This window comes from Kosakonia sp. N21, assembly GCF_050587465.1.
GTDB lineage: Bacteria > Pseudomonadota > Gammaproteobacteria > Enterobacterales > Enterobacteriaceae.
Genome location: NZ_JBOBHR010000001.1, coordinates 307050 through 331918 on the forward strand (window position 1 = coordinate 307050; position 24869 = coordinate 331918).

General features: G+C 53.5%; 22 protein-coding genes. 18 read left to right on the forward strand and 4 right to left on the reverse strand.

Annotation, left to right across the window (positions count from 1 at the left end; translation table 11 throughout):
* Positions 1-486 carry a phosphohistidine phosphatase SixA gene (gene sixA / locus ACQ3G7_RS01390; RefSeq protein WP_061493870.1) on the forward strand — a complete coding sequence of 162 codons (486 nt, stop codon included), beginning with the start codon at positions 1-3 and terminating at the stop codon, positions 484-486.
* Between the two features lie 56 nt (positions 487-542).
* Here the strand turns inward: sixA and smrB are convergent, their stop codons facing one another.
* Positions 543-1094 carry an endonuclease SmrB gene (smrB, locus tag ACQ3G7_RS01395; RefSeq protein ID WP_263099986.1) on the reverse strand — a complete coding sequence of 184 codons (552 nt, stop codon included), beginning with the start codon at positions 1092-1094 and terminating at the stop codon, positions 543-545.
* Between the two features lie 166 nt (positions 1095-1260).
* Between smrB and prmB the strand changes: the two genes are divergently transcribed.
* The 7 genes from prmB to ACQ3G7_RS01430 all read left to right on the forward strand — a co-directional run bounded on the left by prmB (position 1261) and on the right by ACQ3G7_RS01430 (position 8075).
* Positions 1261-2193, forward strand: a complete 933-nt coding sequence (gene prmB / locus ACQ3G7_RS01400; protein WP_430888577.1) for a 50S ribosomal protein L3 N(5)-glutamine methyltransferase — start codon at positions 1261-1263, stop codon at positions 2191-2193.
* Positions 2194-2232: 39 nt separating this feature from the next.
* On the forward strand, positions 2233-3318 hold the full coding sequence (gene aroC, locus ACQ3G7_RS01405) for a chorismate synthase (protein ID WP_430888578.1): 1086 nt from the start codon (positions 2233-2235) through the stop codon (positions 3316-3318).
* A 3-nt stretch (positions 3319-3321) separates the two neighbouring features.
* Complete coding sequence (mepA, locus tag ACQ3G7_RS01410; protein ID WP_430888579.1) at positions 3322-4146, forward strand: penicillin-insensitive murein endopeptidase; 825 nt, start codon at positions 3322-3324, stop codon at positions 4144-4146.
* Positions 4146-4958: a sulfite exporter TauE/SafE family protein gene (locus ACQ3G7_RS01415; protein WP_263099990.1), complete on the forward strand. Its 813-nt coding sequence runs from the start codon at positions 4146-4148 to the stop codon at positions 4956-4958. The genes mepA and ACQ3G7_RS01415 overlap by 1 nt, the downstream gene beginning before the upstream one ends.
* Entirely contained in the window at positions 4955-5494 is a 540-nt protein-coding gene (locus ACQ3G7_RS01420; RefSeq protein ID WP_430888580.1) for an elongation factor P hydroxylase, read from the forward strand. Before ACQ3G7_RS01415 ends, ACQ3G7_RS01420 begins: the two co-directional genes overlap by 4 nt.
* A 27-nt stretch (positions 5495-5521) precedes the next feature.
* Positions 5522-5800 (forward strand): YfcL family protein, encoded by a 279-nt coding sequence (locus tag ACQ3G7_RS01425; RefSeq protein WP_430888581.1) that lies wholly within the window; start codon positions 5522-5524, stop codon positions 5798-5800.
* A gap of 358 nt (positions 5801-6158) precedes the next feature.
* Complete coding sequence (locus ACQ3G7_RS01430) at positions 6159-8075, forward strand: hypothetical protein (protein WP_430888582.1); 1917 nt, start codon at positions 6159-6161, stop codon at positions 8073-8075.
* 52 nt (positions 8076-8127) lie between these two features.
* Here ACQ3G7_RS01430 and ACQ3G7_RS01435 read toward each other — a convergent pair whose 3' ends face one another.
* Positions 8128-8877, reverse strand: coding sequence for a GntR family transcriptional regulator (locus tag ACQ3G7_RS01435; RefSeq protein WP_430888583.1), 750 nt, complete (start codon positions 8875-8877; stop codon positions 8128-8130).
* Between the two features lie 245 nt (positions 8878-9122).
* Between ACQ3G7_RS01435 and nagE the strand changes: the two genes are divergently transcribed.
* The 3 genes from nagE to ACQ3G7_RS01450 all read left to right on the forward strand — a co-directional run bounded on the left by nagE (position 9123) and on the right by ACQ3G7_RS01450 (position 13618).
* Entirely contained in the window at positions 9123-10505 is a 1383-nt protein-coding gene (nagE, locus tag ACQ3G7_RS01440) for an N-acetylglucosamine-specific PTS transporter subunit IIBC (protein ID WP_430888584.1), read from the forward strand.
* A gap of 13 nt (positions 10506-10518) precedes the next feature.
* Positions 10519-11448 carry a DUF7916 family protein gene (locus tag ACQ3G7_RS01445; RefSeq protein WP_430888585.1) on the forward strand — a complete coding sequence of 310 codons (930 nt, stop codon included), beginning with the start codon at positions 10519-10521 and terminating at the stop codon, positions 11446-11448.
* Positions 11449-11536: 88 nt separating this feature from the next.
* Entirely contained in the window at positions 11537-13618 is a 2082-nt protein-coding gene (locus ACQ3G7_RS01450) for an ATP-binding protein (protein WP_430888586.1), read from the forward strand.
* A gap of 2 nt (positions 13619-13620) precedes the next feature.
* Here the strand turns inward: ACQ3G7_RS01450 and mnmC are convergent, their stop codons facing one another.
* Positions 13621-15621 (reverse strand): bifunctional tRNA (5-methylaminomethyl-2-thiouridine)(34)-methyltransferase MnmC2/FAD-dependent 5-carboxymethylaminomethyl-2-thiouridine(34) oxidoreductase MnmC1, encoded by a 2001-nt coding sequence (gene mnmC / locus ACQ3G7_RS01455; RefSeq protein WP_430888587.1) that lies wholly within the window; start codon positions 15619-15621, stop codon positions 13621-13623.
* A 155-nt stretch (positions 15622-15776) separates the two neighbouring features.
* Here mnmC and fabB point away from each other — a divergent pair, with 155 nt between their 5' ends.
* The 3 genes from fabB (at position 15777) to ACQ3G7_RS01470 (ending at position 19935) form a co-directional block, all read left to right on the forward strand.
* Positions 15777-16991, forward strand: a complete 1215-nt coding sequence (fabB, locus tag ACQ3G7_RS01460; protein WP_430888588.1) for a beta-ketoacyl-ACP synthase I — start codon at positions 15777-15779, stop codon at positions 16989-16991.
* A 210-nt stretch (positions 16992-17201) separates the two neighbouring features.
* On the forward strand, positions 17202-18383 hold the full coding sequence (locus tag ACQ3G7_RS01465; protein WP_430888589.1) for an MFS transporter: 1182 nt from the start codon (positions 17202-17204) through the stop codon (positions 18381-18383).
* Between the two features lie 121 nt (positions 18384-18504).
* On the forward strand, positions 18505-19935 hold the full coding sequence (locus ACQ3G7_RS01470; RefSeq protein ID WP_263099996.1) for a 6-phospho-beta-glucosidase: 1431 nt from the start codon (positions 18505-18507) through the stop codon (positions 19933-19935).
* Between the two features lie 54 nt (positions 19936-19989).
* On the opposite strand, the gene flk is transcribed toward ACQ3G7_RS01470, so the two are convergent.
* A complete protein-coding gene (gene flk, locus ACQ3G7_RS01475) occupies positions 19990-20997 on the reverse strand; it encodes a flagella biosynthesis regulator Flk (protein ID WP_430888885.1) in 1008 nt (335 codons plus the stop codon).
* A gap of 110 nt (positions 20998-21107) precedes the next feature.
* Here flk and pdxB point away from each other — a divergent pair, with 110 nt between their 5' ends.
* The 4 genes from pdxB to ACQ3G7_RS01495 all read left to right on the forward strand — a co-directional run bounded on the left by pdxB (position 21108) and on the right by ACQ3G7_RS01495 (position 24820).
* Entirely contained in the window at positions 21108-22244 is a 1137-nt protein-coding gene (gene pdxB, locus ACQ3G7_RS01480) for a 4-phosphoerythronate dehydrogenase PdxB (RefSeq protein WP_430888590.1), read from the forward strand.
* 64 nt (positions 22245-22308) lie between these two features.
* Positions 22309-23322, forward strand: coding sequence for an aspartate-semialdehyde dehydrogenase (locus ACQ3G7_RS01485; protein WP_430888591.1), 1014 nt, complete (start codon positions 22309-22311; stop codon positions 23320-23322).
* Complete coding sequence (truA, locus tag ACQ3G7_RS01490) at positions 23322-24134, forward strand: tRNA pseudouridine(38-40) synthase TruA (RefSeq protein ID WP_430888592.1); 813 nt, start codon at positions 23322-23324, stop codon at positions 24132-24134. Before ACQ3G7_RS01485 ends, truA begins: the two co-directional genes overlap by 1 nt.
* Before the next feature lie 26 nt (positions 24135-24160).
* Positions 24161-24820: a DedA family protein gene (locus ACQ3G7_RS01495; RefSeq protein WP_430888593.1), complete on the forward strand. Its 660-nt coding sequence runs from the start codon at positions 24161-24163 to the stop codon at positions 24818-24820.
* Positions 24821-24869: the final 49 nt, after the last annotated feature.

Below are 24869 nucleotides of genomic sequence, written 5' to 3' on the forward strand. Positions count from 1 at the left end.
ATGCAAGTTTTTATCATGCGTCACGGCGACGCTGCCCTCGATGCAGCCAGTGACTCGGTTCGTCCCTTAACCCCTTGTGGCTGCGACGAATCCCGTCTGATGGCAACATGGTTGAAAGGTCAAAAAGTGGATGTTGAACGTGTTCTGGTCAGCCCTTTTTTACGTGCTGAACAGACGCTGAAAATGGTGGGAGAGTGTGTAAACCTGCCTGACAACGTGGATGTCCTGCCGGAACTGACGCCTTGTGGCGACATTGGCCTTGTTAGCGCTTATCTCCAGGCGCTGGCGAACGAAGGTCTCTCCTCTGTGCTGGTGATCTCTCACCTGCCGCTGGTGGGCTACCTGGTGTCCGAGCTCTGCCCGGGTGAAGCACCGCCGATGTTTACCACGTCCGCTATCGCCTGCGTTACGCTTGACGAGAACGGTAAAGGTACCTTTGACTGGCAAATGAGTCCCTGCAACCTGAAGATGCGTAAAGCCATCTGATTCGCCGGACCATGGTATTCAAGAGCCGCATTGTGCGGCTCTTGTCGTTTGTGGTTTCAGGGAAGTTCAGGCGGCTGCCACTCTTCCACTTCAATCAGCACCAGGATGGCGGCATCGCCACCGTACTCTTTCGGTGCCTGGTGAAACGCCATTACGTGCGGATGCTGCGCCAGCCACAGCGGCGTTTGTTGCTTGAGAATATGTTTGCCGTGACCGTGCATCACACACGCGCAAAATACATGTTCGCGGCGGCAGGCGGCAATCAGCGCCCCCAGTTCCTGCTTCGCCTGCTGCTGGGTTAAGCCGTGCAGATCGAGAAACAGCTCCGGTGAATAATCGCCCCGGCGGATCTTCTTCAGCTCAAAATGGCTGACATCTTCGCGGACATATTTCACCGGGCCTTCGGTGTTCAGCAGCGGCTGAAACTCATCGGAAAAGTAATGGCTATTATCAGCCTGCTCCTGAAGCAGCCTTTTCACCGGTACTTCGTTTACCTTCTTGCGAGCCGGGCGGTGTATCACGGTGTCCTGCTTGAGCTGACGTGTCCCGGTCATCAGCTGTCGGAACAGCGTCTGTTCCTCCTCGCTAAGCGATGGTTTCTTTTTCATCTGTACATCTCATCTCTTCTTTCCCCTCAGTGTACCCGACTCACTGCGGCTGCGGTGTAGCAAAATGCATTTTTACCCCGCACAGCGCGAGACGATGCTGATTTATCGCCGTCTTCATGGCAAACTAGCCGCCGAATTTAATGCGAGCATGGGCCTGGGGGATACTATGGATAAAATTTTCGTTGAAGAAGCAGTGAATGAGCTGCACACCATTCAGGACATGCTGCGCTGGTCGGTCAGCCGGTTTAGCGCTGCCAATATCTGGTACGGTCACGGCACGGATAACCCGTGGGATGAAGCGGTGCAACTGGTGCTGCCGACCCTTTATTTACCGCTGGATATTCCGGAAGAGATGCGTAATGCGCGCCTGACCTCCAGCGAGCGTCACCGCATTGTTGAGCGCGTTATCCGCCGCGTTAATGAGCGCATTCCGGTGGCCTATCTGACCAATAAGGCCTGGTTCTGCGGTCACGAATTCTATGTCGATGAGCGTGTGCTGGTGCCGCGTTCGCCCATCGGCGAGCTGATCAATAACCATTTTGCCGGGCTGGTTCATGCGCAACCGCAGCATATTCTTGATATGTGCACCGGCAGCGGCTGTATCGCTATCGCCTGTGCTTACGCCTTCCCGGAAGCGGAAGTGGACGCCGTGGACATCTCAACGGATGCGCTGGCGGTCACCGAGCACAATATTGAAGAGCATGGCCTGATTCATCACGTTACGCCGATCCGCTCTGACGTGTTCCGCGAGCTGCCGAAAGTCCAGTACGATCTGATTGTGACTAACCCGCCTTACGTGGATGAAGAGGATATGTCTGACCTGCCGTCAGAATATCGCCACGAGCCAGAACTGGGCCTGGCGTCCGGTAGCGATGGCCTGAAACTGACGCGCCGCATCCTGGCGGGTGCGCCGGATTATCTCTCCGATAATGGCATCCTGATTTGTGAAGTGGGTAACAGCATGGTACATCTGATTGAACAATATCCGGATGTGCCGTTTACCTGGCTGGAGTTTGATAACGGCGGGGACGGCGTCTTTATGCTGACCAAAGCGCAACTCATCGCCGCGCAGGAACATTTCAGCATTTATAAAGATTAAACGACGCTCAACAACACAAACAACGACAACGGAGCCGTGATGGCAGGAAACACAATTGGACAACTCTTTCGCGTAACCACCTTCGGCGAATCGCACGGCCTGGCGCTGGGCTGTATCGTTGATGGAGTGCCACCGGGCATTCCGCTGACCGAAGCGGATTTGCAGCACGATCTGGACAGACGCCGTCCGGGGACATCGCGCTACACCACGCAACGCCGTGAGCCGGACCAGGTGAAAATTCTCTCCGGTGTGTTTGAAGGCGTGACCACCGGCACCAGCATTGGTTTGTTGATTGAAAACACTGACCAGCGTTCGCAGGATTACGGCGCGATTAAAGATCTGTTCCGTCCGGGGCATGCCGATTACACCTATGAACAAAAATATGGCGTGCGTGATTACCGCGGCGGTGGTCGTTCCTCGGCCCGTGAAACCGCCATGCGCGTTGCCGCAGGTGCTATTGCTAAAAAATATCTGGCGCAGAAGTTCGGCATCGTTATCCGCGGGTGTCTGACCCAGATGGGTGACATTCCGCTGGCGATCGAAGACTGGGATCAGGTTGAGCAGAACCCCTTCTTCTGCCCGGAACCGGGCAAGATCGACTCACTGGATGAACTGATGCGCGGCCTGAAGAAAGAGGGCGACTCTATCGGCGCGAAAGTGACGGTGGTGGCGGACGGCGTTCCGGCAGGCCTGGGCGAACCCGTGTTCGATCGCCTGGATGCAGACATCGCCCACGCGCTGATGAGCATTAACGCGGTCAAAGGCGTTGAAATCGGCGACGGTTTTGAGGTGGTGAAGCTGCGCGGCAGCGAAAACCGTGACGAAATCACCAAACAGGGCTTCCAGAGCAACCATGCAGGCGGCATCCTGGGCGGCATCAGCAGCGGCCAGCAAATTATCGCCAATATCGCGCTGAAACCGACATCCAGCATTACTGTACCGGGGCGTACCATCAACCGTTTTGGCGACGAAGTGGAGATGATCACCAAAGGTCGCCACGATCCCTGCGTTGGCATTCGCGCAGTGCCGATCGCGGAAGCGATGCTGGCCATTGTGCTGATGGATCATTTCCTGCGCCAGCGTGCGCAGAACGCCGATGTCACGACCGATATTCCACGCTGGTAAACAATGAACAACACGGCAATAGCGCTGTTTGCGCTGCTGATAAGTGCCGCCGCGACGGCGGCAACTCCCTGGCAAAAGCTGACTCACCCCGTTGCCGGTAGCCCACAGTCTATTGGCGCATTCGCCAATGGCTGCATTGTCGGCGCGCAGGAATTGCCGCTGCAGGCGGATAATTATCAGGTGATGCGTACCGATCAGCGCCGCTATTTCGGCCACCCTGATCTGGTGTTGTTTATTCAGCGCCTGAGCAACCAGGTACACAATCTGGGAATGGGGACGGTGCTGGTCGGCGACATGGGGATGCCTGCCGGTGGGCGTTTTAACGGCGGCCACGCCAGCCATCAATCCGGCCTGGATGTGGATATCTTCCTGCAACTGCCGAAAGCGCGCTGGAGTACCGCGCAATTGCTGAAACCGCAGGCGCTGGATCTGGTCTCCCGCGATGGTAAGCAGGTGGTGCCTGAGCTCTGGAAGCCGGAAATCAGCAGCATGATTAAACTGGCGGCGCAGGATAACGACGTGACGCGTATCTTCGTGAACCCGGCTATCAAACAGCAACTCTGCCTGGACGCGGGCACGGACCGCGACTGGTTGCGTAAAGTGCGCCCGTGGTTCCAGCACCGTGCGCATATGCATGTGCGCCTGCGCTGCCCGGCAGACAGCCTCGAGTGTGAAGATCAACCGCTGCCGCCGCCCGGCGATGGATGTGGCACAGAATTGCAAAGTTGGTTCGAACCGGCGAAACCCGGCAGCACCACGCCTGAGAAAAAGACGCCGCCGCCTTTGCCGCCGTCTTGCCAGGCTCTATTGGATGAGCACGCATTGTAATGGAAACTTTTCAACAACTGTTTATGGTGTCACCGCTGGTCATGGTGGCGCTTTTTTTTGTCGCATTACTGGCCGGGTTTATTGATGCGCTGGCAGGTGGCGGCGGGTTACTGACGGTTCCGGCGCTGATGGCAGCGGGGATGTCTCCGGCACAGGCGCTGGCGACGAATAAGTTGCAGGCCTGCGGCGGTTCGATCTCCGCCACGCTCTATTTTATTCGCCGCAAAGTGGTGAACATTGCCGATCAGAAACTCAATATTCTGATGACCTTTATCGGTTCCACGACCGGGGCGTTGTTGGTACAACACGTGCAGTCCGATGTGCTGCGCCAGATCCTGCCGGTGCTGGTTATCTGTATTGGTCTTTACTTTCTGCTGATGCCAAAACTGGGCGAAGACGATCGTCAGCGTCGTCTGTACGGCCTGCCTTTTGCGCTGGTGGCTGGTGGTTGTGTTGGGTTCTATGATGGCTTTTTCGGCCCGGGCGCCGGTTCTTTTTATGCGCTGGCCTTTGTCACCCTGGCGGGGTACAACCTGGCGAAGTCCACCGCACATGCCAAAGTGTTGAACGCGACCTCCAATATCGGCGGGCTGCTGCTGTTTATTATCGGTGGCAAAGTGGTGTGGGCTACCGGTTTTGTGATGCTGGCCGGGCAATTTCTCGGCGCGCGCATGGGCTCGCGCCTGGTGCTCAGTAAAGGGCAAACGCTCATTCGCCCGATGATTGTGATTGTCTCGGCGGTGATGAGCGCAAAACTTCTCTATGACAGTCACGGCCAGGAGATCCTCCAGTTTCTGGGGGTGAACGTATGACTCATCACTACCAACAGTTGATTGATATTTTTGATAGCTGCTTTGCAGACGATTTTAATACCCGTCTGATTAAAGGCGACGACGAACCGATCTATCTTCCCGCAGACGCGGATGCGCCTTACAACCGCATCGTCTTTGCCCACGGTTTTTACGCCAGCGCGCTGCATGAGATTTCGCACTGGTGCATTGCCGGTGCGGAGCGCCGCAAGCAGGTGGATTTCGGTTACTGGTACTGCCCGGATGGCCGCGATGCGGCGACTCAGGGGCAGTTCGAAGATGTTGAAGTGAAACCCCAGGCCTTTGACTGGTTGTTTTGCGTGGCGGCGGGCTTTCCGTTTAACGTCAGTTGCGACAACCTGGAAGGGGATTTCGAACCGGATCGTATTGTTTTTCAGCGCCGTGTCCATGCGCAGGTGATGACTTACCTGGAACAGGGCATTCCTGCCCGTCCGGCGCGGTTTATCAGCGCATTGCAGGACTATTATCAGACGCCGCCTTTTGCGGCAGAACAGTTCCCGTGGCCGGAAGACCTGTAAGGCCATGTTTTCAAAAGAGGAAGAGAGATGATCGCGGAGTTAGAATCACGCATTCTGGCGTTAATTGACAATATGGTGGAAAGCGCCAGTGATGATGAACTGTTTGCCGGCGGTTATCTGCGCGGGCATTTGACGCTGGCGGTGGCCGATCTCGAAAGCGGTGAGGACCACTCGCACGAAGCGGTGTACGCCAAAGTGACCCACAGTGTGGAAACCGCCATTCAGGCGGGCGAACTTTCGCCACGCGATCAGGCGCTGGTGCTTGGCATGTGGGAAAGCCTCTATCAGCAGGCGAAAGCACACTAAGTTGTTGATCCTCTTTCTCGCCAGAGGAAGGGGATGTTTTCTTCAGTATCAGTAACAAGAAAACTGACCTCTTTCTTCAACATTAGCCTCCGATCTTTTTACGGCTCTGCGGTATATCAGCTCTCATTTTGTCAGGTGAAATATCTTAATTTCACGGATATCCTTTTTCATTTGGTCCAGACTATGCCAGGTTTTTAGTATTAACCTGAATGACTGGCAATAATATCAGAAAACTTCTCTGTTAATTCAGAGTGCGGTAGCGTGTGTATTTTATAACGTTGTTTATCTTAGTGGAAATGTATATGGAGCTTCACTATCTGTTTTAACTAAGTTTTACTGCTTTTTAACTCAGGAGACTATGATGTATAAAATGGCAACGTCGTCTAAGTCTCGGGCAAATTTATCAGACTCAGATGACGAAGAAGAATTATTCAGGCGTGAAGAGGCTGTGGGCGGAAAATCAACCGTATTACTTGTTGGGTATTCGCCAACGGGTGGTGGGCATACCGGGCGCACCTTAAATATCATTGATGAGTCCCTGAATCAGGGAACACTTGCCGAAAATGATATGGTTATTTTTTATGTTCCTCCACATTGGGAAGGTACAAAACGTCCAGCACAGTTGAGTGATATCGCCGGGAAATTAACCGCGCGCAATATCGATGTTAAATTTATAGAATCAGAAAAACCCGTTTACGGATATTTGGATAAAACAACCGGTGGTTCTGATGATGCAAGAATTCTTGAACGCATTGCATTACATCCATTACGTAATACTTCTCCCAAAGGTAAGTACAAGTTTTTGGCGAATTATTTTACTAAAAAACCAAGAGAAGCTAGTTTTGAAAATATTGAAAAATTTTCTTCTGGTAGTTCACAGTTTAATCTGGATGAACTGCCCAGAATGTCAGCGCCGCAATTAATTGACAGTGTTGCGCAAGTTTATGGGCTTGGAAATATCAAAATACTTTCTGACATGGATCCGGCTTTGCAAAAGGCTGCGCGTAACGCAGGTATTGCGGAGTCACAACGGTTGGACCAACAGAATCATGCCATTCTGTTGAATCGAAGTGATCGAGAGAAAAATGTTAGTATGGATAAAGCCGTACTGGCGAAGGTGTTGGGCGGCCGCGGTGAACATATATCGCACATTAGCCTTGGTGGCAAAAACACGTTAAGTGGCACCAGCGGTATTTTGAAAAACTTAAATATTACAGGCGGAGAGACGATTTCTTCCGTTAAGAGAAAAATAATGCAGTTGTTCCTTTGGCATGCTCACGGTATTGACGACATTGAGAATAAATTTCAGAAAGATGGCTATAGTGGCGTACTAAAAGGGAATAGCATTGAGAAAGTGGAAGATATTGGAAAGGCTATATATATTTATGCTCATAAAAAAACACCCATAATTGCTTCGCATATTATGGAAAGAATCAGAAATAATGATGCTGATTACAAGGATAAAATATTTATTTTCTGTGGTAAGAATGCTGTGGGTAGTTATAATGCCATGCATCTTGCCTATTTGGTGGATGCCGATGGAATAACAACTTCTGGCGCCGGGACGAGTGGTGAATTTGTTTATTTACATCGTGTTGCTGGCGCTAAATCGACACTGCTCAGTTTACCTATTGAAGGGCATAATGAACAAGAGGCCATTACTGATGCCTTACTTCAAGATCCCTCAACCAGGGATTATACATTACGTCTGGAAGCTGGCGAAACACTTAATGATGGCAAAAAAATTGACGCGCTTGTTAAGAGACCACAGATAACAGCAGGTAATGATGTGACGACTTATCAACAATTTATTACCGCGCTGGGTGATGAACAAACCTATGTCGGTCAGGCTCATAATATATTATTCAGGCAACAGTCTCTTGATCAGGAAACCGCCGATTTTCAGGATATTCAGCGTATTATGTACAGCAATGTTAATTTGAAAGCCACCCGTAGTTATTTAAAATTTATCTTCCAACTGTTTAATATTCTGAAACTATCAAGGAAAGGTTCGCCTGTTGTTATAAGGTTCAAAGAAAGCGGGCGCGAACTCTCCTTATCAAATGTCGAATCGATAAGGGAATTTATCAATGATGATGAAAAGCTAAAAACTGCATTTGGTGTCAGTAGCTCGCAGAAAGTCCAGGAATTGCCACTACTCAGTGAAGTCCGCACCATGCTTAACAGTGATGTTGATTTTTCTTCAGAGGCCGGAAGCCAGCTATTTATACGTCTAAAAGACAAACTGGGGCATCATATGACCACCGGTTTCTGATTCGTCGCCAGTGGCGCTGCCAACGCGGGTGGCGAAGGCAGATTGTTTATGGTCACGGCGTATTCTTGTGCAGTTCGATCGTGAAGTCGTAATAATCATTCAGGCACCAGGTTTTGGTGAATTCGACCGGAATGTTGTTGTGGGTGTAACCCTTACGGGTTACCAATAAAAGTGGTTCGTTTTCTTTGATATTAAGATGATGTGCCAGCTTGCCATCAGCAGCTACGGCGCTAAATCGTTGGGTAGCACATAAAACGGGTGAACCCTTTTTTTCCAGGTGCAAGTACAATGACTCATCCAGTTCATTAATTGTACTCAGCAGTCCAGCTGGCAGAACGGCCGTCTGGAGCGATACAGCAATACCATTAATTTTTCGCAAACGGGTCAGTTCAACAACTTCGCTTTTATCATTGTTCATTTGCAACGTCCCACGCTCTTCTGCGGTTGCGATCCGGCGCTGGTAACCCACCAATTCACTCTGCGCTTTACCACCGCTTGCATCGGCCATCTCACTGAAGCTTTCCAGCAACGGCAGGGACTGGCGAACATGAGGAGCGACAAAGGTGCCCGACCCCTGATTGCGAACCAGTATTCCCTCTTCAAAGAGTTGCTGAAATGCTTTACGCACCGTGCCGCGTGCAACAACCAGCTTTTCAACCATTTCTCGCTCAGATGGCACAGCATCGCCTGGACGCAATTGTCCGGAATCGATAGCCGCTTTAACAGTATGAACCAGTTGCAGATACAAAGGCATACTACTGGAACCGTCAAGATGAAACATATTCAACAACGTTGTGGACATTAATCCTCCGGTAATGTGCATTCCTGTTTACCTGATTGTGGACCAATTGTGAACCTGTGTATCACGATTGTCACCTGAAAACTGGGAAAGTTACATAAATTATGTGTTGATGATCGCGAAAATCCGCTGTTCACGTGATTCATTTCTCATATATTCATAAAAAGTACACAAGTGGTACACTATTGGTGTATTAATGAGGTCGAAGTGGTGTACCAACCAGACTGAGAAATGTTCAAGGTGAATTTATGAAAGGTAATTTTTTCGTCATGATGCAGCGGCTGGGTAAGGCATTAATGCTGCCCATCGCCGTGCTACCTGTTGCCGGGTTATTGTTGCGATTGGGACAACCCGATGTTTTTAATATCGATTTTGTCACTAAAGCCGGGCTGACGCTGTTCGAGAATCTGCCCTTGCTGTTTGCCATCGGTATCAGCGGTGGAATCGCAAAAGATAACCACTGCGCCGCCAGCCTGGCAGGAACCATTGGCTATCTGGTGCTGACCTCAGTGATGAAGGCCATCAACCCGGACCTGAGCATGGGCGTATTGGCGGGTATCCTTACCGGTGTACTCGCCGGTGTACTGTATAACCGTTACCAAAATATCAAGTTGCCGGAGTATCTGGCTTTCTTCGGAGGCAAGCGTTTTGTTCCTATTGTCACCGGACTGCTATGCCTGCTTCTGGGGATCGCACTGGCCTGGGCATGGGCGCCAGTGCAAGCGGGCGTGAACGCAGCTGGTAACTGGCTGGTGACCTCTGGCCCTGTCGGTCCATTTGTTTACGGTATTCTGAACGTCATTTTCCGCGTCGTTGGTTTGCACCATATTGTGAACTCGTTGGTTTGGTTCGTATTTGGTTCATTCACCACGCCAGAGGGGACTGTTGTTACGGGTGATATTCACCGCTTCTTTGCTGGCGATCCTTCTGCCGGGGCATTTATGGCTGGGTACTTCCCGGTCTTTATGTTTGCTTTACCTGCCGCATGTCTTGCGATGTATCACGCGGCGCCAAAAGATAAACGACCAGCTGTCGCGGGCCTGTTTTTATCCCTGGGGCTGACTACCTTCCTGACGGGGATCACTGAACCTGTCGAGTATACTTTCCTGTTCCTGTCTCCTCTGCTTTATGGCATTCATGCAGTCCTGACCGGGGTTTCCATGGCAGTATGTCAGTTACTTGACATTAAGCTTGGGTTTACGTTCTCTGCGGGGTTAATTGATTACGTATTGTCGTTTGGGCTTGCCTCTCATCCACTGCTTATGTTGCCGGTAGGTATTTTCTGGGGCGCAATGTATTACTTCCTGTTCCGTTTCTTTATCCGCCGCTTCAATCTGGCGACGCCAGGAAGAGAGGATAATGATGACACTGGAGCCTCAACAGCGGATCCTTCTCAGCTGGCGACTGGCTATCTGCACGCGTTAGGCGGAAAAGAAAACCTGACCAGCATTGATGCCTGTATCACTCGCTTGCGTCTGGAAGTGGTCAATATGGATGTGATCGATGAACCGGAACTGAAAAAGCTGGGAGCAATGGGATTGGTGAAACGTGGGGCTACCGGGTTGCAGGTCATTGTTGGCACACGCGCTGAAATCATCGCCGGTGAAATACGTGAATTAGCTAAGCAATAAGGACATGCCCGACATGGAAAATAAACGATTACTGGATTGTAGCGCCTCTGACTTTGCCCGTATGGATAAAGCGGCGTTGTTGTACGCTATCCGCGCCAGCGAAGGGCGTGTGATGGTAAGCGAGTCGATCGCAATTGTTCAACCGTTACTGAATACAGTCACGAATGCGGAACTCGCGGCTTCGCAGGGGGCAGACATATTGTTGATCAATATGTTCGACAGTGAAAACCCGGTTATTCAGGGGCTGCCTACAGGCGTTGCACCCGAGCAGAGCTTACAGGAATTACAGCGGCTCACCGGGCGTATCATCGGGGTCAACCTGGAAGCCGTGGATGCCGAATTTGCTGTCGCTCACGACGATATCTGGAAGATGAAACCCGGGCGTGCAGCAACGGCGGACAATGCTAAAAAAATGGTATCAATGGGCGCGAAAATTCTGGTCTTAACCGGCAACCCGAACAACGGCGTCAGTAATCGTGCCTTAGGGCGCGCAGTAGAAGAGATCCGTGAGGCGGTAGGTGACACCGCTTTGCTTATCACCGGAAAAATGCACGGGGCCGGAGTGGTAAGGGAAAGCGGTAGCGAAATCATTACGGAAGAGGAAGTCGCCTGGTTTGCTGCGCAGGGCGCGGACATCGTTCTGGTGCCTGCTCCGGGTACAGTTCCGGGGATGACTGTGGAAAAGGTATCATCGCTGATTGCTTGTGCTCATCAAAACGGTGTTCTGGCAATGACGGCGGTCGGTACTTCTCAGGAAGGGGCTGATGTTAATACGATTCGCCAGATTGCGCTGATGAGTAAGATGGCAGGTGCGGACCTGCACCACATTGGTGATACCGGCTATTTAGGTATGGCGTTACCGGAGAATATTCTGGCTTATAGCATCGCCATCCGTGGTATCCGGCATACTTACGCCCGCATTGCGAAGTCTATCCTCCGCTAATATCTGGAGTGGTCAGTGAAAGCTGGCCACTCTCTTAGCCTCATACATATCCCGTCATTTGGCCATTCAATAACCTGAAGGAAACATTATGTCTCTCTATTCCGGGTCCGATGGTGTGTCTATAGATGATGCGAGCAATGACGACGATAACTTTTATTACAGCCTTGAACGGGTTGACCTGCTCTTTCAACAGGCGTATCTGCGGAACAATGGGAGGATACCTGAAAACCTTTCCGCTTATTTCTTATCACAAGAGACGGTGGACTCGCGTTTGATCTTTTTGCAGGGGGAACCGGGTTGGTTATCTCTTTCCTCCTGCTATTTACCGGCTTCTTGCTCTGCGCTTACGAAAAAAATGAACAGTCTGATAGGCCGTTTTGACTTAACGCTGACCGAGCGCGATATTTTGCTGGCGTGCCTGTTGCCGCGGCTTAGCAGTCACTATGCGGCTTTGCCTGATAGCGGCATCAGAGAAGGGATGAGTGAGCAACTATTGATGCAGATGCTTGGCGCGTCCTGTACGGAATATCAATTGTTGCTATCGGCTTTGCACCCTTCATCACCGTTATTCCAGTTTGCTTTGTTAATTAAAACGACGACCAAAACCAACAAAGCCCCGGCGACAATTTATACGGTCAGTGAGTCGGTGTGGCATTTCTTTTGTGATAATGGGGCGCTGGCAAAATACAGCTTCCCCTATCCCCGCCAAATCGAAGCTGATGATCTTGCGTGGTACCCCGATTCTGTCAGTGAACAGGTTTACCGCTTGTGCCTGAATCCCGAAGTCGGAATTCCCCCCGTCATTGTGCTTGAAGGACATGAGTTGGATGGAAGCTCGCAGGCGCTCGCCAATATTCTGACAAAATATCACCTCGCGCTGTTGCGCCTGGATGTTCTTGAAATGGCGTCTCTTTCTGCATCACAACAGCAACAAACGATGACCGAGATCATTCGCGATGCTTTGCTTGATAATGCCGCATTGCTATTGGGAAACTGGTCAACAGATGAGGCAGTGAATCATCGCGTTGCCCGTACCCTGGACAGACTGCTGCCGCTGACCCATTTACCTGTTTTTGTTTTACCCGACTTTTCCACCGCACTCTCCTCTCTACAGGCAGTAGCCTGCGTTCATTTCGCCGCGCCACAGGTCACGATCGCAGAAAGAGCAGATAGCCTGCATCTTGGTTGGCCAGACACGAATCATGATGGACGGGATAAACAGGCTCTTCTGGCGTTAGCGGAGCGTTATGCTTTTAATCCTGCCGACATTCCCTTACTGATGGCTGAGGCGGAATATTATCGTCAGATTAGGGATAAAGGGGCGTCGTTAGCGACTGAGGACCTGCGCAAGACATTGCTTTTTCGTTCACGGAAAAACTTTGGCAAGTTAGCGCAGCGCGTTGTGCCTGTACGTGGTTTCAACGATCTTGTGGTCGCACCATCGGTGAAAAAACAATTAAACGAAATTCTTGCCGCCATCCGGCTGCGGGAAAGTATTACGGTTACACATTTCGCTCACAAAACGGGGGGGAAGACAGGTATCAGTGCGTTGTTTTATGGCGAATCGGGGACCGGGAAAACGATGGCCGCAGAAGTACTGGCGCAGTACCTGGGCGTGGATCTGATTAAAGTGGATCTCTCTGCTGTGGTCAGCAAATATGTGGGGGAAACGGAAAAAAACCTGTCGCAGGTTTTTGATCTGGCGGAGACAGACAGTGGGGTCCTTTTTTTTGATGAGGCAGATGCACTGTTTGGCAAGCGTAGTGAAACTAAGGATGCGCACGATCGTCATGCGAATATTGAAGTCTCCTACCTGTTGCAACGGCTGGAAAGTTACCCGGGGCTGGTGATCCTCGCCACGAACAATCGGGGGCATCTCGATCCGGCTTTTAGTCGGCGTTTCACCTTTATTACGCACTTTACCTACCCTGATGTGGCTGTTCGCACGCAGATATGGCAGACAATATGGCCAACAACGCTGAAGGTTGCAGACGATGTGGATTTCACTGAGCTGGCAATTCGTGGTGATCTCACTGGCGCCAGTATTCGCAATGTTGCTTTACTGGCTGCCGTGCTCGCAGCCGATGAACAGAGCGATGAGATTCAGCTCTATCATATTGAACATGCCATCAAACGGGAATTGAGTAAGCTGGGGAGGGTGCTCCTTTGACCTTACTTCACGCCTTTGCCCTTCAATAACTTTCTCACCCATAATCGGTTTGGATTGAGGGCCGCCAGTGTGTCGCCGTCCAGTGGGATCGGCTCATCGCTCATCTGCGATGCCAGGATTTCAGCCGTCAGCGGGGCGCTGCATAAACCGCGCGAGCCGAGAGCTCCTAACATAAACAACCCGTCATAAACGGGCGCGCTGACGGCGTTTTCCGGCGCTTCGGCAAGTTGTGCGTAGACGGCCAGCGTGGCGTCGTAATCAGCAACGTTGCCGACCATCGGCAAGTGATCACGCGTGGCGCAGCGCACACCGCAACGGGCTTCTCCGCCGTTGACGTCCACCTCTTGTGCCCACGGAGCCTGCGGGAAGCAGTCCAGCAAGCGCTGGCGATTTTGCTGTTGATCCGCTTCGCTATACGCCGCCTGCGCCTGCCCACGATGATAACTGGCACCGATGCAATGATGATGATTAAGCGGGTTTTGCGGCGTCAGATAACCGTCGTAACAGAGCACCTGGCGCAATTGCCCAAGTGCAGGCGTGGTCGGAATATGGCTGACCTGCCCGGCAACCGGATAGACCGGCAGGTGTTCCGTCTGCGCAAACTGGCTGATGCGGTGCCCGTTAGCCAGAACCACCACCGCATGTTGCTGTACCTCGCCGTGGTGAAAATGCAGTTGCCAGCCATTATCCGCAGGCGTGAGCTGCTGTACGTCATGTTCGTAGCACACCCGCAAACCCTGTTCACAGGCCAGCGCGATCGCTGCCGCCGTCAATTGAGCCGGGCAGAGCCAGCCGCCAGCCGGATAGGTGATGCCGCCACAGCCGGTGTCAACGCCGGTCAGTGTCTGAACGGTTAACGCATCAACACCATGGGCCAGCGTACCCGGTAAATCCAGCGTCAGCATCTGATCTACTTTCTGCTGGCTTTTCTCATCCCAGGCCAGTTGCGTTACACCGCACCACTGGTGGTCAAACGTGACCGGCAGAGCATCGTAACGTCGGCGGGCAAAAGTAAAGGCGGCGGGGAAGAAGTGCGCCAGCGCCGGATCATGCGCGCTAAGCAGCGGGTAAAGCGCCCCCTGGCGGTTGCCGGATGCGCCTTCTGCCGGAGCACTGTCGGCGCAGTAGAGCGTCACCTGCCAGCCGCGGCGCAACAACGCCAGCGAAAGCAGGGCGCTGGCTACACCGCCGCCAATCAGTGCCACTTCGCGCGCACGGGCGGCGCTTCGGGCAAACCATGGCGCGCGGGGCGTGGAGGTGAGCGCCTGTTCCATCACCCCGGTCAGCATTTCGCGCTTACGGCCAAATCCCTTGCGCTTGTGCATGGTAAACCCGGCATCTTGCAATCCGCGGCGCACAAAACCCGCAGAGGTAAAGGTCGCCAGCGTACCGCCGGGTCTGGCGAGGCGCGCCATGGCCTGAAACAGTTCCGGGGTCCACATATCCGGGTTTTTCGCCGGAGCGAAACCGTCGAGGAACCAGGCATCCACGCGCTGGTTTAACGAATCGTCCAGCTTATCCGTCAGCGTGTTGATATCACCGAACCAGAGATCCAGCGTAACGCGCCCCTCATCAAGCAACAAACGGTGGCAGCCCGCAAATGGCAGCGGCCACTGCGCCTGCAACTGCTCCGCCCAGGGGGCAAGCTCCGGCCAGTGGGCATGGGCTTTACACAGATCGTCTGCGGTCAGCGGAAATTTTTCAAAACTGATGAAATGTAATCTTTCCAGGGTAGCGTCGGGGTGTGCTGCGCGAAAGGCCGCGAACGCCTGCCACAAGGTCAGGAAATTCAGCCCGGTGCCAAACCCGCTCTCCGCCACGATAAACAGCGGGCGGGGATGCTCCGGAAAACGCTGTTCAAGCTGGTTGCCGCCGAGAAAAACATAACGCGTCTCTTCCAGCCCGTTATCATTAGAGAAGTAGACATCGTCGAAATCTCGGGAAACAGGTGTACCCTCAGCGTTGAATTCGAGGTTGGCGGATTGTATAGCGGTTTGTTTCACGTAAGTTACTCGTCCATCAGGCAGTGGCACGATCTTAACGGTCGTCAAGGAAAGGCGCAAATTTCCTCACAAATTGTCTGATCGGACTTGTTCGGCGTACAAGTGTACGCTATCTTGCGACACGAAACTTAATTAGTGCGACTTAGGGGTATTGAATGAAACGTGCAGTGATTACTGGCCTGGGCATCGTTTCCAGCATTGGTAACAACCAGCAGGAAGTCCTGGCATCTCTGCGTGAAGGGCGCTCAGGGATCACATTCTCTCAGGAATTCAAAGATTCCGGCATGCGCAGCCACGTATGGGGCAACATTAAACTGGACACGACCGGTTTGATTGACCGTAAAGTGGTTCGTTTCATGAACGATGCCTCTATCTATTCCTATCTCTCCATGCAGCAGGCAATTGAAGATGCTGGCCTGAAAGAAGAGGTTTATCAGAACAATCCGCGCGTGGGCCTGATTGCCGGTTCTGGCGGTTCTTCTAAATCTCAGGTCTTTGGCGCTGACGCAATGCGTAGCCCGCGTGGTCTGAAAGCGGTCGGTCCGTATGTGGTGACCAAAGCGATGGCGTCTGCGGTATCCGCTTGCCTCGCAACGCCGTTCAAAATTCACGGCGTGAACTACTCGATCAGCTCTGCATGCGCCACGTCTGCGCACTGCATCGGTAACGCAGTAGAACAGATCCAACTGGGCAAACAGGACATCGTTTTTGCCGGCGGCGGCGAAGAGCTGTGCTGGGAAATGGCCTGTGAGTTCGACGCAATGGGTGCACTCTCCACCAAATACAACGAGACGCCGGACAAAGCTTCCCGTACTTATGACGCGCACCGCGATGGTTTCGTTATCGCAGGCGGCGGCGGTATGGTCGTGGTTGAAGAGCTGGAACACGCACTGGCGCGCGGCGCGCATATCTATGCAGAAATCGTCGGTTACGGCGCAACGTCCGATGGCGCTGACATGGTGGCTCCGTCAGGCGAAGGCGCAGTTCGTTGCATGAAGATGGCAATGCACGGCGTGGATACGCCGATCGACTACCTGAACTCCCACGGTACTTCCACGCCGGTTGGCGACGTGAAAGAACTGGGCGCTATCCGCGAAGTGTTCGGCAACAACAGCCCGGCAATTTCTGCGACCAAAGCGATGACCGGTCACTCCCTGGGCGCTGCCGGTGTACAGGAAGCCATCTACTCATTGCTGATGCTGGAACACGGCTTTATCGCGCCGAGCATCAACGTGGAAGATCTGGATGAGCAGGCTGCTGGCCTGAACATCGTGACCAAACCGACTGAGGCAGCGCTGACGACGGTCATGTCCAACAGCTTCGGTTTCGGCGGCACAAACGCCACGCTCGTTATGCGTAAACTGAAGTAACAGCGCGCAAATTGAAAAAGGGAGCCTGAGGCTCCCTTTTTTATGCGTTGACAACCTGTCGCTGCGGCAGGCAAACTCCACCCCGCAACATTATCACTGCGATAATGCGTAAGCGTTTAACGTTATCCAACGCACCTTAATCCTGACACTCAGGTAGAGGGGGCGTGGGCACTTCCAAATCCCGCCTTACTCTGCGTTATGGAGTAATGCATGTCTGTAGAAACACACTCTGTTCGTTCCTCTTCAGCGAATGTCTCGCTGTTTCGCATCGCTTTTGCGGTATTTTTGACCTATATGACCGTCGGGCTGCCGTTACCGGTGATCCCGTTGTTTGTGCACAATGAGCTGGGCTATGGCAACACCCTGGTCGGCATCGCCGTTGGTATTCAGTTTCTTGCCACCGTGCTGACGCGCGGCTATGCCGGCCGCCTGGCGGACCAGTTTGGCGCTAAGCGTTCAGCGTTGCAGGGGATGTTTGCCTGTGCGCTGGCGGGTGTTGCCTGGTTGCTGGCCGCGTTATTGCCGGTGGAGCCGATGGTGAAATTCGCGCTGTTGGTTGTCGGGCGTCTGATCCTGGGGTTTGGCGAAAGCCAGTTGCTGACCGGCACGCTGACCTGGGGCATGGGGCTGGTGGGGCCTGCGCGTTCCGGCAAAGTAATGTCGTGGAATGGCATGGCGATTTACGGTTCGCTGGCCGCCGGAGCACCGCTGGGGTTGTTGATCCACAGCCATTTCGGTTTTGCGACGCTGGCGGCGACCACCATACTGTTACCGTTTGTTGCCTGGGCGTTTAACGGCAGCGTACGCAGCGTGCCTGCGCATCCCGGCGTTCGCCCGTCGTTATGGAGCGTCGTGGGGCTTATCTGGCAGCCGGGCCTGGGGCTGGCCTTGCAGGGCGTGGGTTTTGCGGTAATTGGTACGTTTGTCTCGCTCTATTTCGCCAGCCAGGGCTGGTCAATGGCCGGTTTTACCCTGACGGCTTTTGGCGGCGCGTTTGTGCTGATGCGCATTCTGTTCGGCTGGATGCCGGACCGTTTCGGCGGGGTGCGGGTCGCCATTGTCTCTTTGGTGATTGAAACCATTGGCCTGCTGTTGCTTTGGCAAGCGCACGGCGCGTGGATGGCGCTGTTGGGGGCAGCATTAACCGGTTGCGGTTGTTCGTTGATCTTCCCGGCGCTGGGCGTCGAAGTGGTAAAACGCGTGCCGCCGCAGGTGCGTGGTACGGCACTTGGCGGGTATGCTGCCTTTCAGGACATCTCGTATGCCTTTACCGGCCCGTTGACCGGTCTGCTTGCAACGTCTCTGGGCTATTCTTCAGTGTTCCTGGCCGGGGCGATCTCTGCGGTGACTGGCATCGTGGTGACGTTAATCGCTTTCCGTTCACATAAATAATTGCGTACTGACCACGCGGATTACTCTCTTTGCAACCGGTTTCACAAAACGCGACAGCGGTGATGTTATGTCACCGCTGGCTTGTTTATTCTTTCAGCACCATTAGCGAAAGGAGAGTGATATGCCCGGGTTTAAAGCGGATTTTTTATGGGGTGGTGCGGTAGCGGCACATCAGCTGGAAGGTGGCTGGAAAGAGGGCGGTAAAGGCGTCAGCGTTGCCGATGTTATGACCGCCGGCGCGCACGGCGTACCGCGTGAAATTACCGATGGCGTGCTGCCCGGTAAAAACTACCCCAACCATGATGCCATCGATTTTTACCATCGCTATAAAGACGACATTAAGCTGTTCGCAGAGATGGGGTTTAAATGCTTTCGTACCTCGATCGCCTGGACGCGTATTTTCCCGAAAGGGGACGAACAGGAGCCAAATGAAGCGGGGCTGCAATTTTATGATGACCTCTTTGATGAGTGCCTGAAATACAATATCGAACCGGTCATTACCCTTTCTCACTTCGAAATGCCTTATCACCTCGTCACCGAATATGGCGGCTGGCGTAACCGTAAAGTGATCGATTTCTTTGTGCGCTTCGCCAGCACCGTTTTCACCCGCTATCGCGGCAAGGTGAAATACTGGATGACGTTCAACGAAATCAATAACCAGGCCAACTACCACGAAGATTTTGCGCCGTTTACTAACTCCGGGGTGAAATATCAACCCGGTGAAGATCGTGAAGTTATCATGTATCAGGCCGCGCATTATGAGCTGGTCGCCAGTGCGCTGGCGGTGGAAGCCGGGCATAAAATCAATCCGGATTTTAAAATTGGCTGCATGATCGCTATGTGCCCGATTTACCCGTTAACCTGCGATCCTAACGATATGATGATGTCGGTGGTGGCCATGCACCGCCGTTACTGGTTTACCGATGTACACGTGCGTGGTTATTACCCGCAACACCTGCTCAATTATTTCGCCCGCCGGGCATTTAAACTCGATATTACTGACGATGACCTGCAGATCCTGACGCGCGGTTGCGTCGACTATATCGGCTTTAGTTATTACATGTCCTTCGTCACCAAAGCGATGGAAGATAATCCACAGCTGGACTATGACGAAACCAAAAGCCTGGTGAAAAACCCGTATGTCAAAGCGTCGGACTGGGGCTGGCAAATTGATCCGGTTGGCTTGCGTTATTCGCTCAATTATTTCTACGACCTTTACCAGCTCCCGCTGTTTATTGTGGAAAACGGCTTTGGCGCCATTGATCAGCCGGAAAGCGACGGTATCGTCAATGACCAGTACCGTATTGACTATATGCGCAACCATATTAGTGAAATGAAAAAAGCGGTGGTGGAGGATGGCGTCGATTTAATGGGGTATACGCCGTGGGGCTGTATCGATCTGGTTTCGGCGGGTACCGGCGAGATGAAAAAACGGTACGGCATGATTTATGTCGATAAAGACAATGACGGTAACGGTACGCTGGCGCGCAGCCGGAAAAAATCGTTCTGGTGGTATCAGGATGTGATCAAACAAAACGGCGAGAATATTTAAGCTAAGCCGGATAAGTCTACAGGCCCGATACGCGTGAGCGCATCGGGCCTTTTTTTAGCTCACCAGCCAGAACAGGAACGCGACGACCAGCAGCGCAATGAAAAACAATCCCGGTCGGGTGGAAATGGATTTAACCGTCTCGATAATTGGCGCGACAAAGGGGCTGTAGATCGGCTGAATATTGCGGATCTCCAGCGCTTCTGGCGAACGCTCGGTGCGGCGTAAAAACACCTGATTGAGAATATCCTGCACTTGCGCGGTGGTCAGAACCGTTTGCGGCGTCGCCTGCCAGTTTTGCTGCGCATATTCCGTAATCGTGCGCATCTCGACGGGATCCAGCGGCTGTTTCAGCGCCGTTTGCACCGTGTGCAGCGTCGGCGCGGGGTGGGTGCTCAGCGTCTGGCGCGCCTGTAGCCACGTCATCAGCGGTGCGAAGTGTTTTGCCGGGATCAGTTCACCCGTTTTCACCCCGGACAGTTCCAGCATTGACTGCCAGATAAGCTTCCCGGATTCGCCTGTCGCTGCCGCCAGTTTGGTCACCGCCTGGTTAAGTGAATTGTGTTCCGCAGGCAGTAACGGGCGCTCGGTGGCCGGGCGCTGCTGCGGTTGCGGAATGGCGATCTGGTTGTTTTGCAGCATCGTCAGCACGGTTTTCAGTTGCTGCGGCGTCAGTTGACTGAGCGCCGTCTGACCAAACTGCTGGCGAATAAAATCGCTCACCGCCTGGCGGTTATTCCCCTGGCCCAGCAGTTCGGTCAACTGCGAGATTATCTGCCGGGTGGTATGGTTTTGCGTGGCGATTTCCACCCGCTGATTCAGATTTTGCTCCGCAGCCGGAAAGTGGCGGGAAAGCAGCGGCGCATCATTCTTCAGCCCTAAATCGTGTTTCACGCCAGCCCAGACTTCTGCGCTCTGTTGCTGGGTCAACGCGATCAGGCGAATAACCAGGCGTTCCAGCACCGTGCGTTGCACGCTGGACAAGGGTAGTTCACCGGGAACGCTGCCGGTTTGTAGCGGCTCCTGCCCGGGAGGGCGCGCGGGGGCACCCTGAATGGGTTGCATCATGAAAATCCTCTTACTCTCGCGTGGCGTTGTCGGCATTGCGGGTATGCCTGGCCGCCAGATTATGGCACACTTGCGCGCTCAACTCCCGTTCTCAAACAGGTACTCTAGTGAAAATCCTCGTTGATGAAAATATGCCTTACGCCCGCGATCTTTTCAGTCGTCTGGGTGAGGTCAAAGCTGTTCCGGGGCGCCCGATCCCGGTGGCGGAACTGGCGGATGCCGACGCATTAATGGTGCGTTCCGTTACTAAGGTAAATGATGCCTTATTGCAGGGAACGGGGATCAAATTTGTCGGTACGGCAACCGCAGGTACCGATCATGTCGATGAAGCCTCGCTTCAACAAGCGGGCGTCGCCTTTTCTGCTGCTCCCGGCTGCAATGCCATTGCCGTTGTGGAATATGTGTTCTCTTCACTGTTAATGCTGGCGGAGCGTGATGGCTTTGCGCTGAAAGATCGCACGGTGGGCATTGTCGGCGTGGGTAACGTTGGCGGGCGCTTGCAGGCGCGTCTGGAAGCCTTAGGCATCCGCACGTTGCTGTGCGATCCGCCGCGTGCCGATCGCGGTGATGCGGGCGATTTCCGTAGTCTTGATGAGTTGGTGCGTGAAGCGGATGTGCTGACTTTCCATACGCCACTGTTCAAAGATGGCCCGTATAAAACGCTGCACCTGGCGGATGAGACGCTGATTTCTCGCCTTAAGCCTGGCGCTATTCTGATTAATGCCTGTCGCGGACCGGTGGTGGATAATGCCGCGTTATTGCAGCGACTACAGGCCGGACAGGCGCTGAGCGCGGTGCTTGACGTGTGGGAGCCGGAGCCCGATCTGAACGTGGCGTTGCTGGACCGCGTGGACATCGGCACGGCACACATCGCCGGCTATACGCTTGAAGGCAAAGCACGCGGTACAACGCAGGTCTTTGAAGCATATAGTGAATTTATTGGTAAACGCCAACAGGTAGCGCTGGATACGCTGCTGCCCGCGCCGGAATTTGGCCGCATTACGCTGCATGGCGGGCTCGATCAGTCAACGCTAAAAAGGCTGGTTCATTTGGTGTATGATGTGCGCCGCGACGATGCATTGCTGCGAAAAGTGGCAGGCACACCGGGTGAGTTCGATAAATTGCGTAAAAATTACCTTGAGCGCCGCGAGTGGTCATCACTGTTGGTTCAGTGTGATGACGCCAGCGCCGCTGCGTTGCTGCACCAACTGGGCTTCAACGCCGTTCATACCCCGGTACGTTAATGTCTTCTTAATGCTCCTTGTCGGAAAATCCGGCAAGGACGCTTTTTTTCTGGAGTAATTCACCATGTCTGAAGGCTGGAATATTGCCGTTCTCGGCGCGACTGGCGCTGTCGGAGAAGCCTTGCTCGAAACGCTGGCAGAGCGCCAGTTCCCGGTAGGCGAACTGTATGCGCTGGCAACAAGCGAAAGTGCCGGTGAGAACCTGCGTTTTGCCGGTAAAACCGTGCGTGTGGAAGACGCGGCTGAGTTTGACTGGACGCAGGCGCAACTGGCGTTCTTCGTGGCTGGCGCGCAGGCGTCCGCCACCTGGATTGATGACGCGACGAACGCCGGTTGTCTGGTTATCGACTCCAGCGGCTTGTTCGCTCTGGAGCCGGATGTGCCGCTGGTTATGCCGGATATCAACCCGTTTGTGCTGGCGGATTACCGCAACCGTAACATTATTGCCGTGCCGGACAGCCTGACCAGTCAGTTGCTGGCGGCACTGAAACCGCTGATAGACGAAGGCGGGCTGTCACGTATTGCGGTGACCAGCATGCTGTCCGTTTCGCGTAACGGCAAAAAGGCCGTCGATGCACTGGCAGGGCAGAGCGCCAAGCTGTTGAACGGTATCCCGATTGATGAAGATGACTACTTCGGTCGCCAACTGGCATTCAATATGTTGCCGTTGCTGGCTGACCGTGAAGGCAGCGTGCGCGAAGAGCGCGTGATTATCGATCAGACACGTAAAATTTTGCAGGACGATGGGTTAATGATCTCCGCCAGTTGCGTACAGTCGCCGGTGTTTTACGGTCATGCGCAGATGGTGAACTTTGAAGCCCTGCGTCCGTTGGCGGCAGAAGAAGCCCGCGATGCGTTCGGTCGTTTTGAAGATATTGCATTGTCGGAAGAGAACGACTTCCCGACGCAGGTGGGCGATGCCTCCGGCCAGGCGCACCTTTCCGTGGGCTGCGTGCGGAATGATTACGGCATGCCGGAGCAGATCCAGTTCTGGTCCGTGGCGGATAACGTTCGCTTCGGCGGCGCGCTGATGGCGGTGAAAATCGCCGAAAAACTGGTGCAGGAGTATCTGTACTGATGCAGGACGAGCTGAAAGCGCCGGTCTACAAAATCGCGCTTGGCATTGAGTACGACGGTAGCAAGTATTACGGCTGGCAGCGTCAGCAGGAAGTGCGCAGCGTGCAGGAGAAGCTGGAAAAGGCGCTCTCGCAAGTTGCGGATGAACCGATCACCGTATTTTGCGCCGGGCGTACGGACGCAGGCGTGCACGCAACCGGCCAAGTGGTGCATTTTGAAACCACCGCGCTGCGCAAACCGGCGGCCTGGACGCTGGGCGTAAATGCGAATTTACCTGGTGACATCGCGGTACGTTGGGTGAAAGATGTCCCCGATGATTTTCATGCCCGTTTCAGCGCAACGGCTCGCCGTTACCGCTACGTCATTTATAATCATCGCTTGCGTCCGGCGGTGTTAGGCCAGGGCGTAACGCACTACTACCACCCGCTGGACGCAGAGCGGATGCATCGCGCCGCACAGTGTCTTATCGGTGAAAATGACTTTACCTCGTTTCGCGCGGTGCAGTGCCAGTCGCGCACGCCGTGGCGCAATCTGATGCACATTAATGTCAGTCGTCATGGCCCTTATGTGGTGGTCGATATCAAAGCCAATGCCTTTGTACATCATATGGTCAGGAATATTGTCGGTAGCCTGATGGAAGTAGGCGCCCACAACCAGCCGGAGAGCTGGATAGCAGAGTTGCTGGCGGTAAAGGACAGAACGCTGGCAGCAGCAACGGCGAAAGCGGAAGGGCTGTATCTGGTGTCGGTAGATTACCCGCAGCGTTTTGACCTTCCCTCTACGCCAATGGGCCCGCTGTTCCTGGCGGACTAGTCGCAATTGAAAAAGGCATAAGCATAATGGACTTAATACGCTTTCTGATTGATTTCATCCTGCACATTGACGTTCATCTGGCGGAACTGGTGGCGCAATACGGCGTGTGGGTGTATGCGATTCTGTTTTTGATCCTGTTTTGCGAAACCGGGCTGGTGGTCACGCCGTTTCTGCCGGGGGATTCCCTGCTGTTCGTCGCCGGTGCGCTGGCGTCGCTGGAAACTAATGATCTGAATGTTCACACCATGGTGCTATTAATGCTGATTGCGGCGATTGCCGGTGATGCGGTGAACTACACCATTGGGCGGCTATTCGGCGAGCGATTATTCAGCAACCCGAATTCGAAGATTTTCCGTCGCAGCTATCTTGATAAAACCCATCAGTTTTATGAGAAACACGGCGGTAAAACGATTATTCTGGCGCGTTTTGTGCCGATAGTGCGTACTTTCGCGCCTTTTGTCGCGGGTATGGGACATATGTCTTATCGCCATTTCGCCATGTTTAACGTCGTGGGCGCGCTGCTGTGGGTACTCCTGTTTACCTACGCCGGGTATTTCTTTGGCACCATCCCGGCGATCCAGGAGAATCTTAAGCTGCTGATTGTGGGAATCATCGTGGTGTCTATACTTCCCGGTGTATTTGAGATTATTCGCCACCGTCGCGCCGCAGCGCGACAGGCAAAATAAGAACTCAACGGCGGTTCGACCACTTTTTTATCCCAAGTTGCGAACTGTT

Excerpts from the sequence above, each read along its gene's own strand:
- ACQ3G7_RS01465 (WP_430888589.1), top strand. The coding sequence starts at position 17,202 with ATGTCTGTAGAAACACACTCTGTTCGTTCCTCTTCAGCGAATGTCTCG.
- ACQ3G7_RS01495 (WP_430888593.1), top strand. The coding sequence starts at position 24,161 with ATGGACTTAATACGCTTTCTGATTGATTTCATCCTGCACATTGACGTT.
- ACQ3G7_RS01435 (WP_430888583.1), bottom strand. The coding sequence starts at position 8,877 with ATGTCCACAACGTTGTTGAATATGTTTCATCTTGACGGTTCCAGTAGT.
- smrB (WP_263099986.1), bottom strand. The coding sequence starts at position 1,094 with ATGAAAAAGAAACCATCGCTTAGCGAGGAGGAACAGACGCTGTTCCGA.
- ACQ3G7_RS01425 (WP_430888581.1), top strand. The coding sequence starts at position 5,522 with ATGATCGCGGAGTTAGAATCACGCATTCTGGCGTTAATTGACAATATG.
- ACQ3G7_RS01420 (WP_430888580.1), top strand. The coding sequence starts at position 4,955 with ATGACTCATCACTACCAACAGTTGATTGATATTTTTGATAGCTGCTTT.
- ACQ3G7_RS01470 (WP_263099996.1), top strand. The coding sequence starts at position 18,505 with ATGCCCGGGTTTAAAGCGGATTTTTTATGGGGTGGTGCGGTAGCGGCA.
- truA (WP_430888592.1), top strand. The coding sequence starts at position 23,322 with ATGCAGGACGAGCTGAAAGCGCCGGTCTACAAAATCGCGCTTGGCATT.
- aroC (WP_430888578.1), top strand. The coding sequence starts at position 2,233 with ATGGCAGGAAACACAATTGGACAACTCTTTCGCGTAACCACCTTCGGC.
- fabB (WP_430888588.1), top strand. The coding sequence starts at position 15,777 with ATGAAACGTGCAGTGATTACTGGCCTGGGCATCGTTTCCAGCATTGGT.
- sixA (WP_061493870.1), top strand. The coding sequence starts at position 1 with ATGCAAGTTTTTATCATGCGTCACGGCGACGCTGCCCTCGATGCAGCC.
- ACQ3G7_RS01450 (WP_430888586.1), top strand. The coding sequence starts at position 11,537 with ATGTCTCTCTATTCCGGGTCCGATGGTGTGTCTATAGATGATGCGAGC.
- ACQ3G7_RS01485 (WP_430888591.1), top strand. The coding sequence starts at position 22,309 with ATGTCTGAAGGCTGGAATATTGCCGTTCTCGGCGCGACTGGCGCTGTC.
- prmB (WP_430888577.1), top strand. The coding sequence starts at position 1,261 with ATGGATAAAATTTTCGTTGAAGAAGCAGTGAATGAGCTGCACACCATT.
- ACQ3G7_RS01415 (WP_263099990.1), top strand. The coding sequence starts at position 4,146 with ATGGAAACTTTTCAACAACTGTTTATGGTGTCACCGCTGGTCATGGTG.
- ACQ3G7_RS01430 (WP_430888582.1), top strand. The coding sequence starts at position 6,159 with ATGATGTATAAAATGGCAACGTCGTCTAAGTCTCGGGCAAATTTATCA.
- flk (WP_430888885.1), bottom strand. The coding sequence starts at position 20,997 with ATGCAACCCATTCAGGGTGCCCCCGCGCGCCCTCCCGGGCAGGAGCCG.
- ACQ3G7_RS01445 (WP_430888585.1), top strand. The coding sequence starts at position 10,519 with ATGGAAAATAAACGATTACTGGATTGTAGCGCCTCTGACTTTGCCCGT.
- mepA (WP_430888579.1), top strand. The coding sequence starts at position 3,322 with ATGAACAACACGGCAATAGCGCTGTTTGCGCTGCTGATAAGTGCCGCC.
- nagE (WP_430888584.1), top strand. The coding sequence starts at position 9,123 with ATGAAAGGTAATTTTTTCGTCATGATGCAGCGGCTGGGTAAGGCATTA.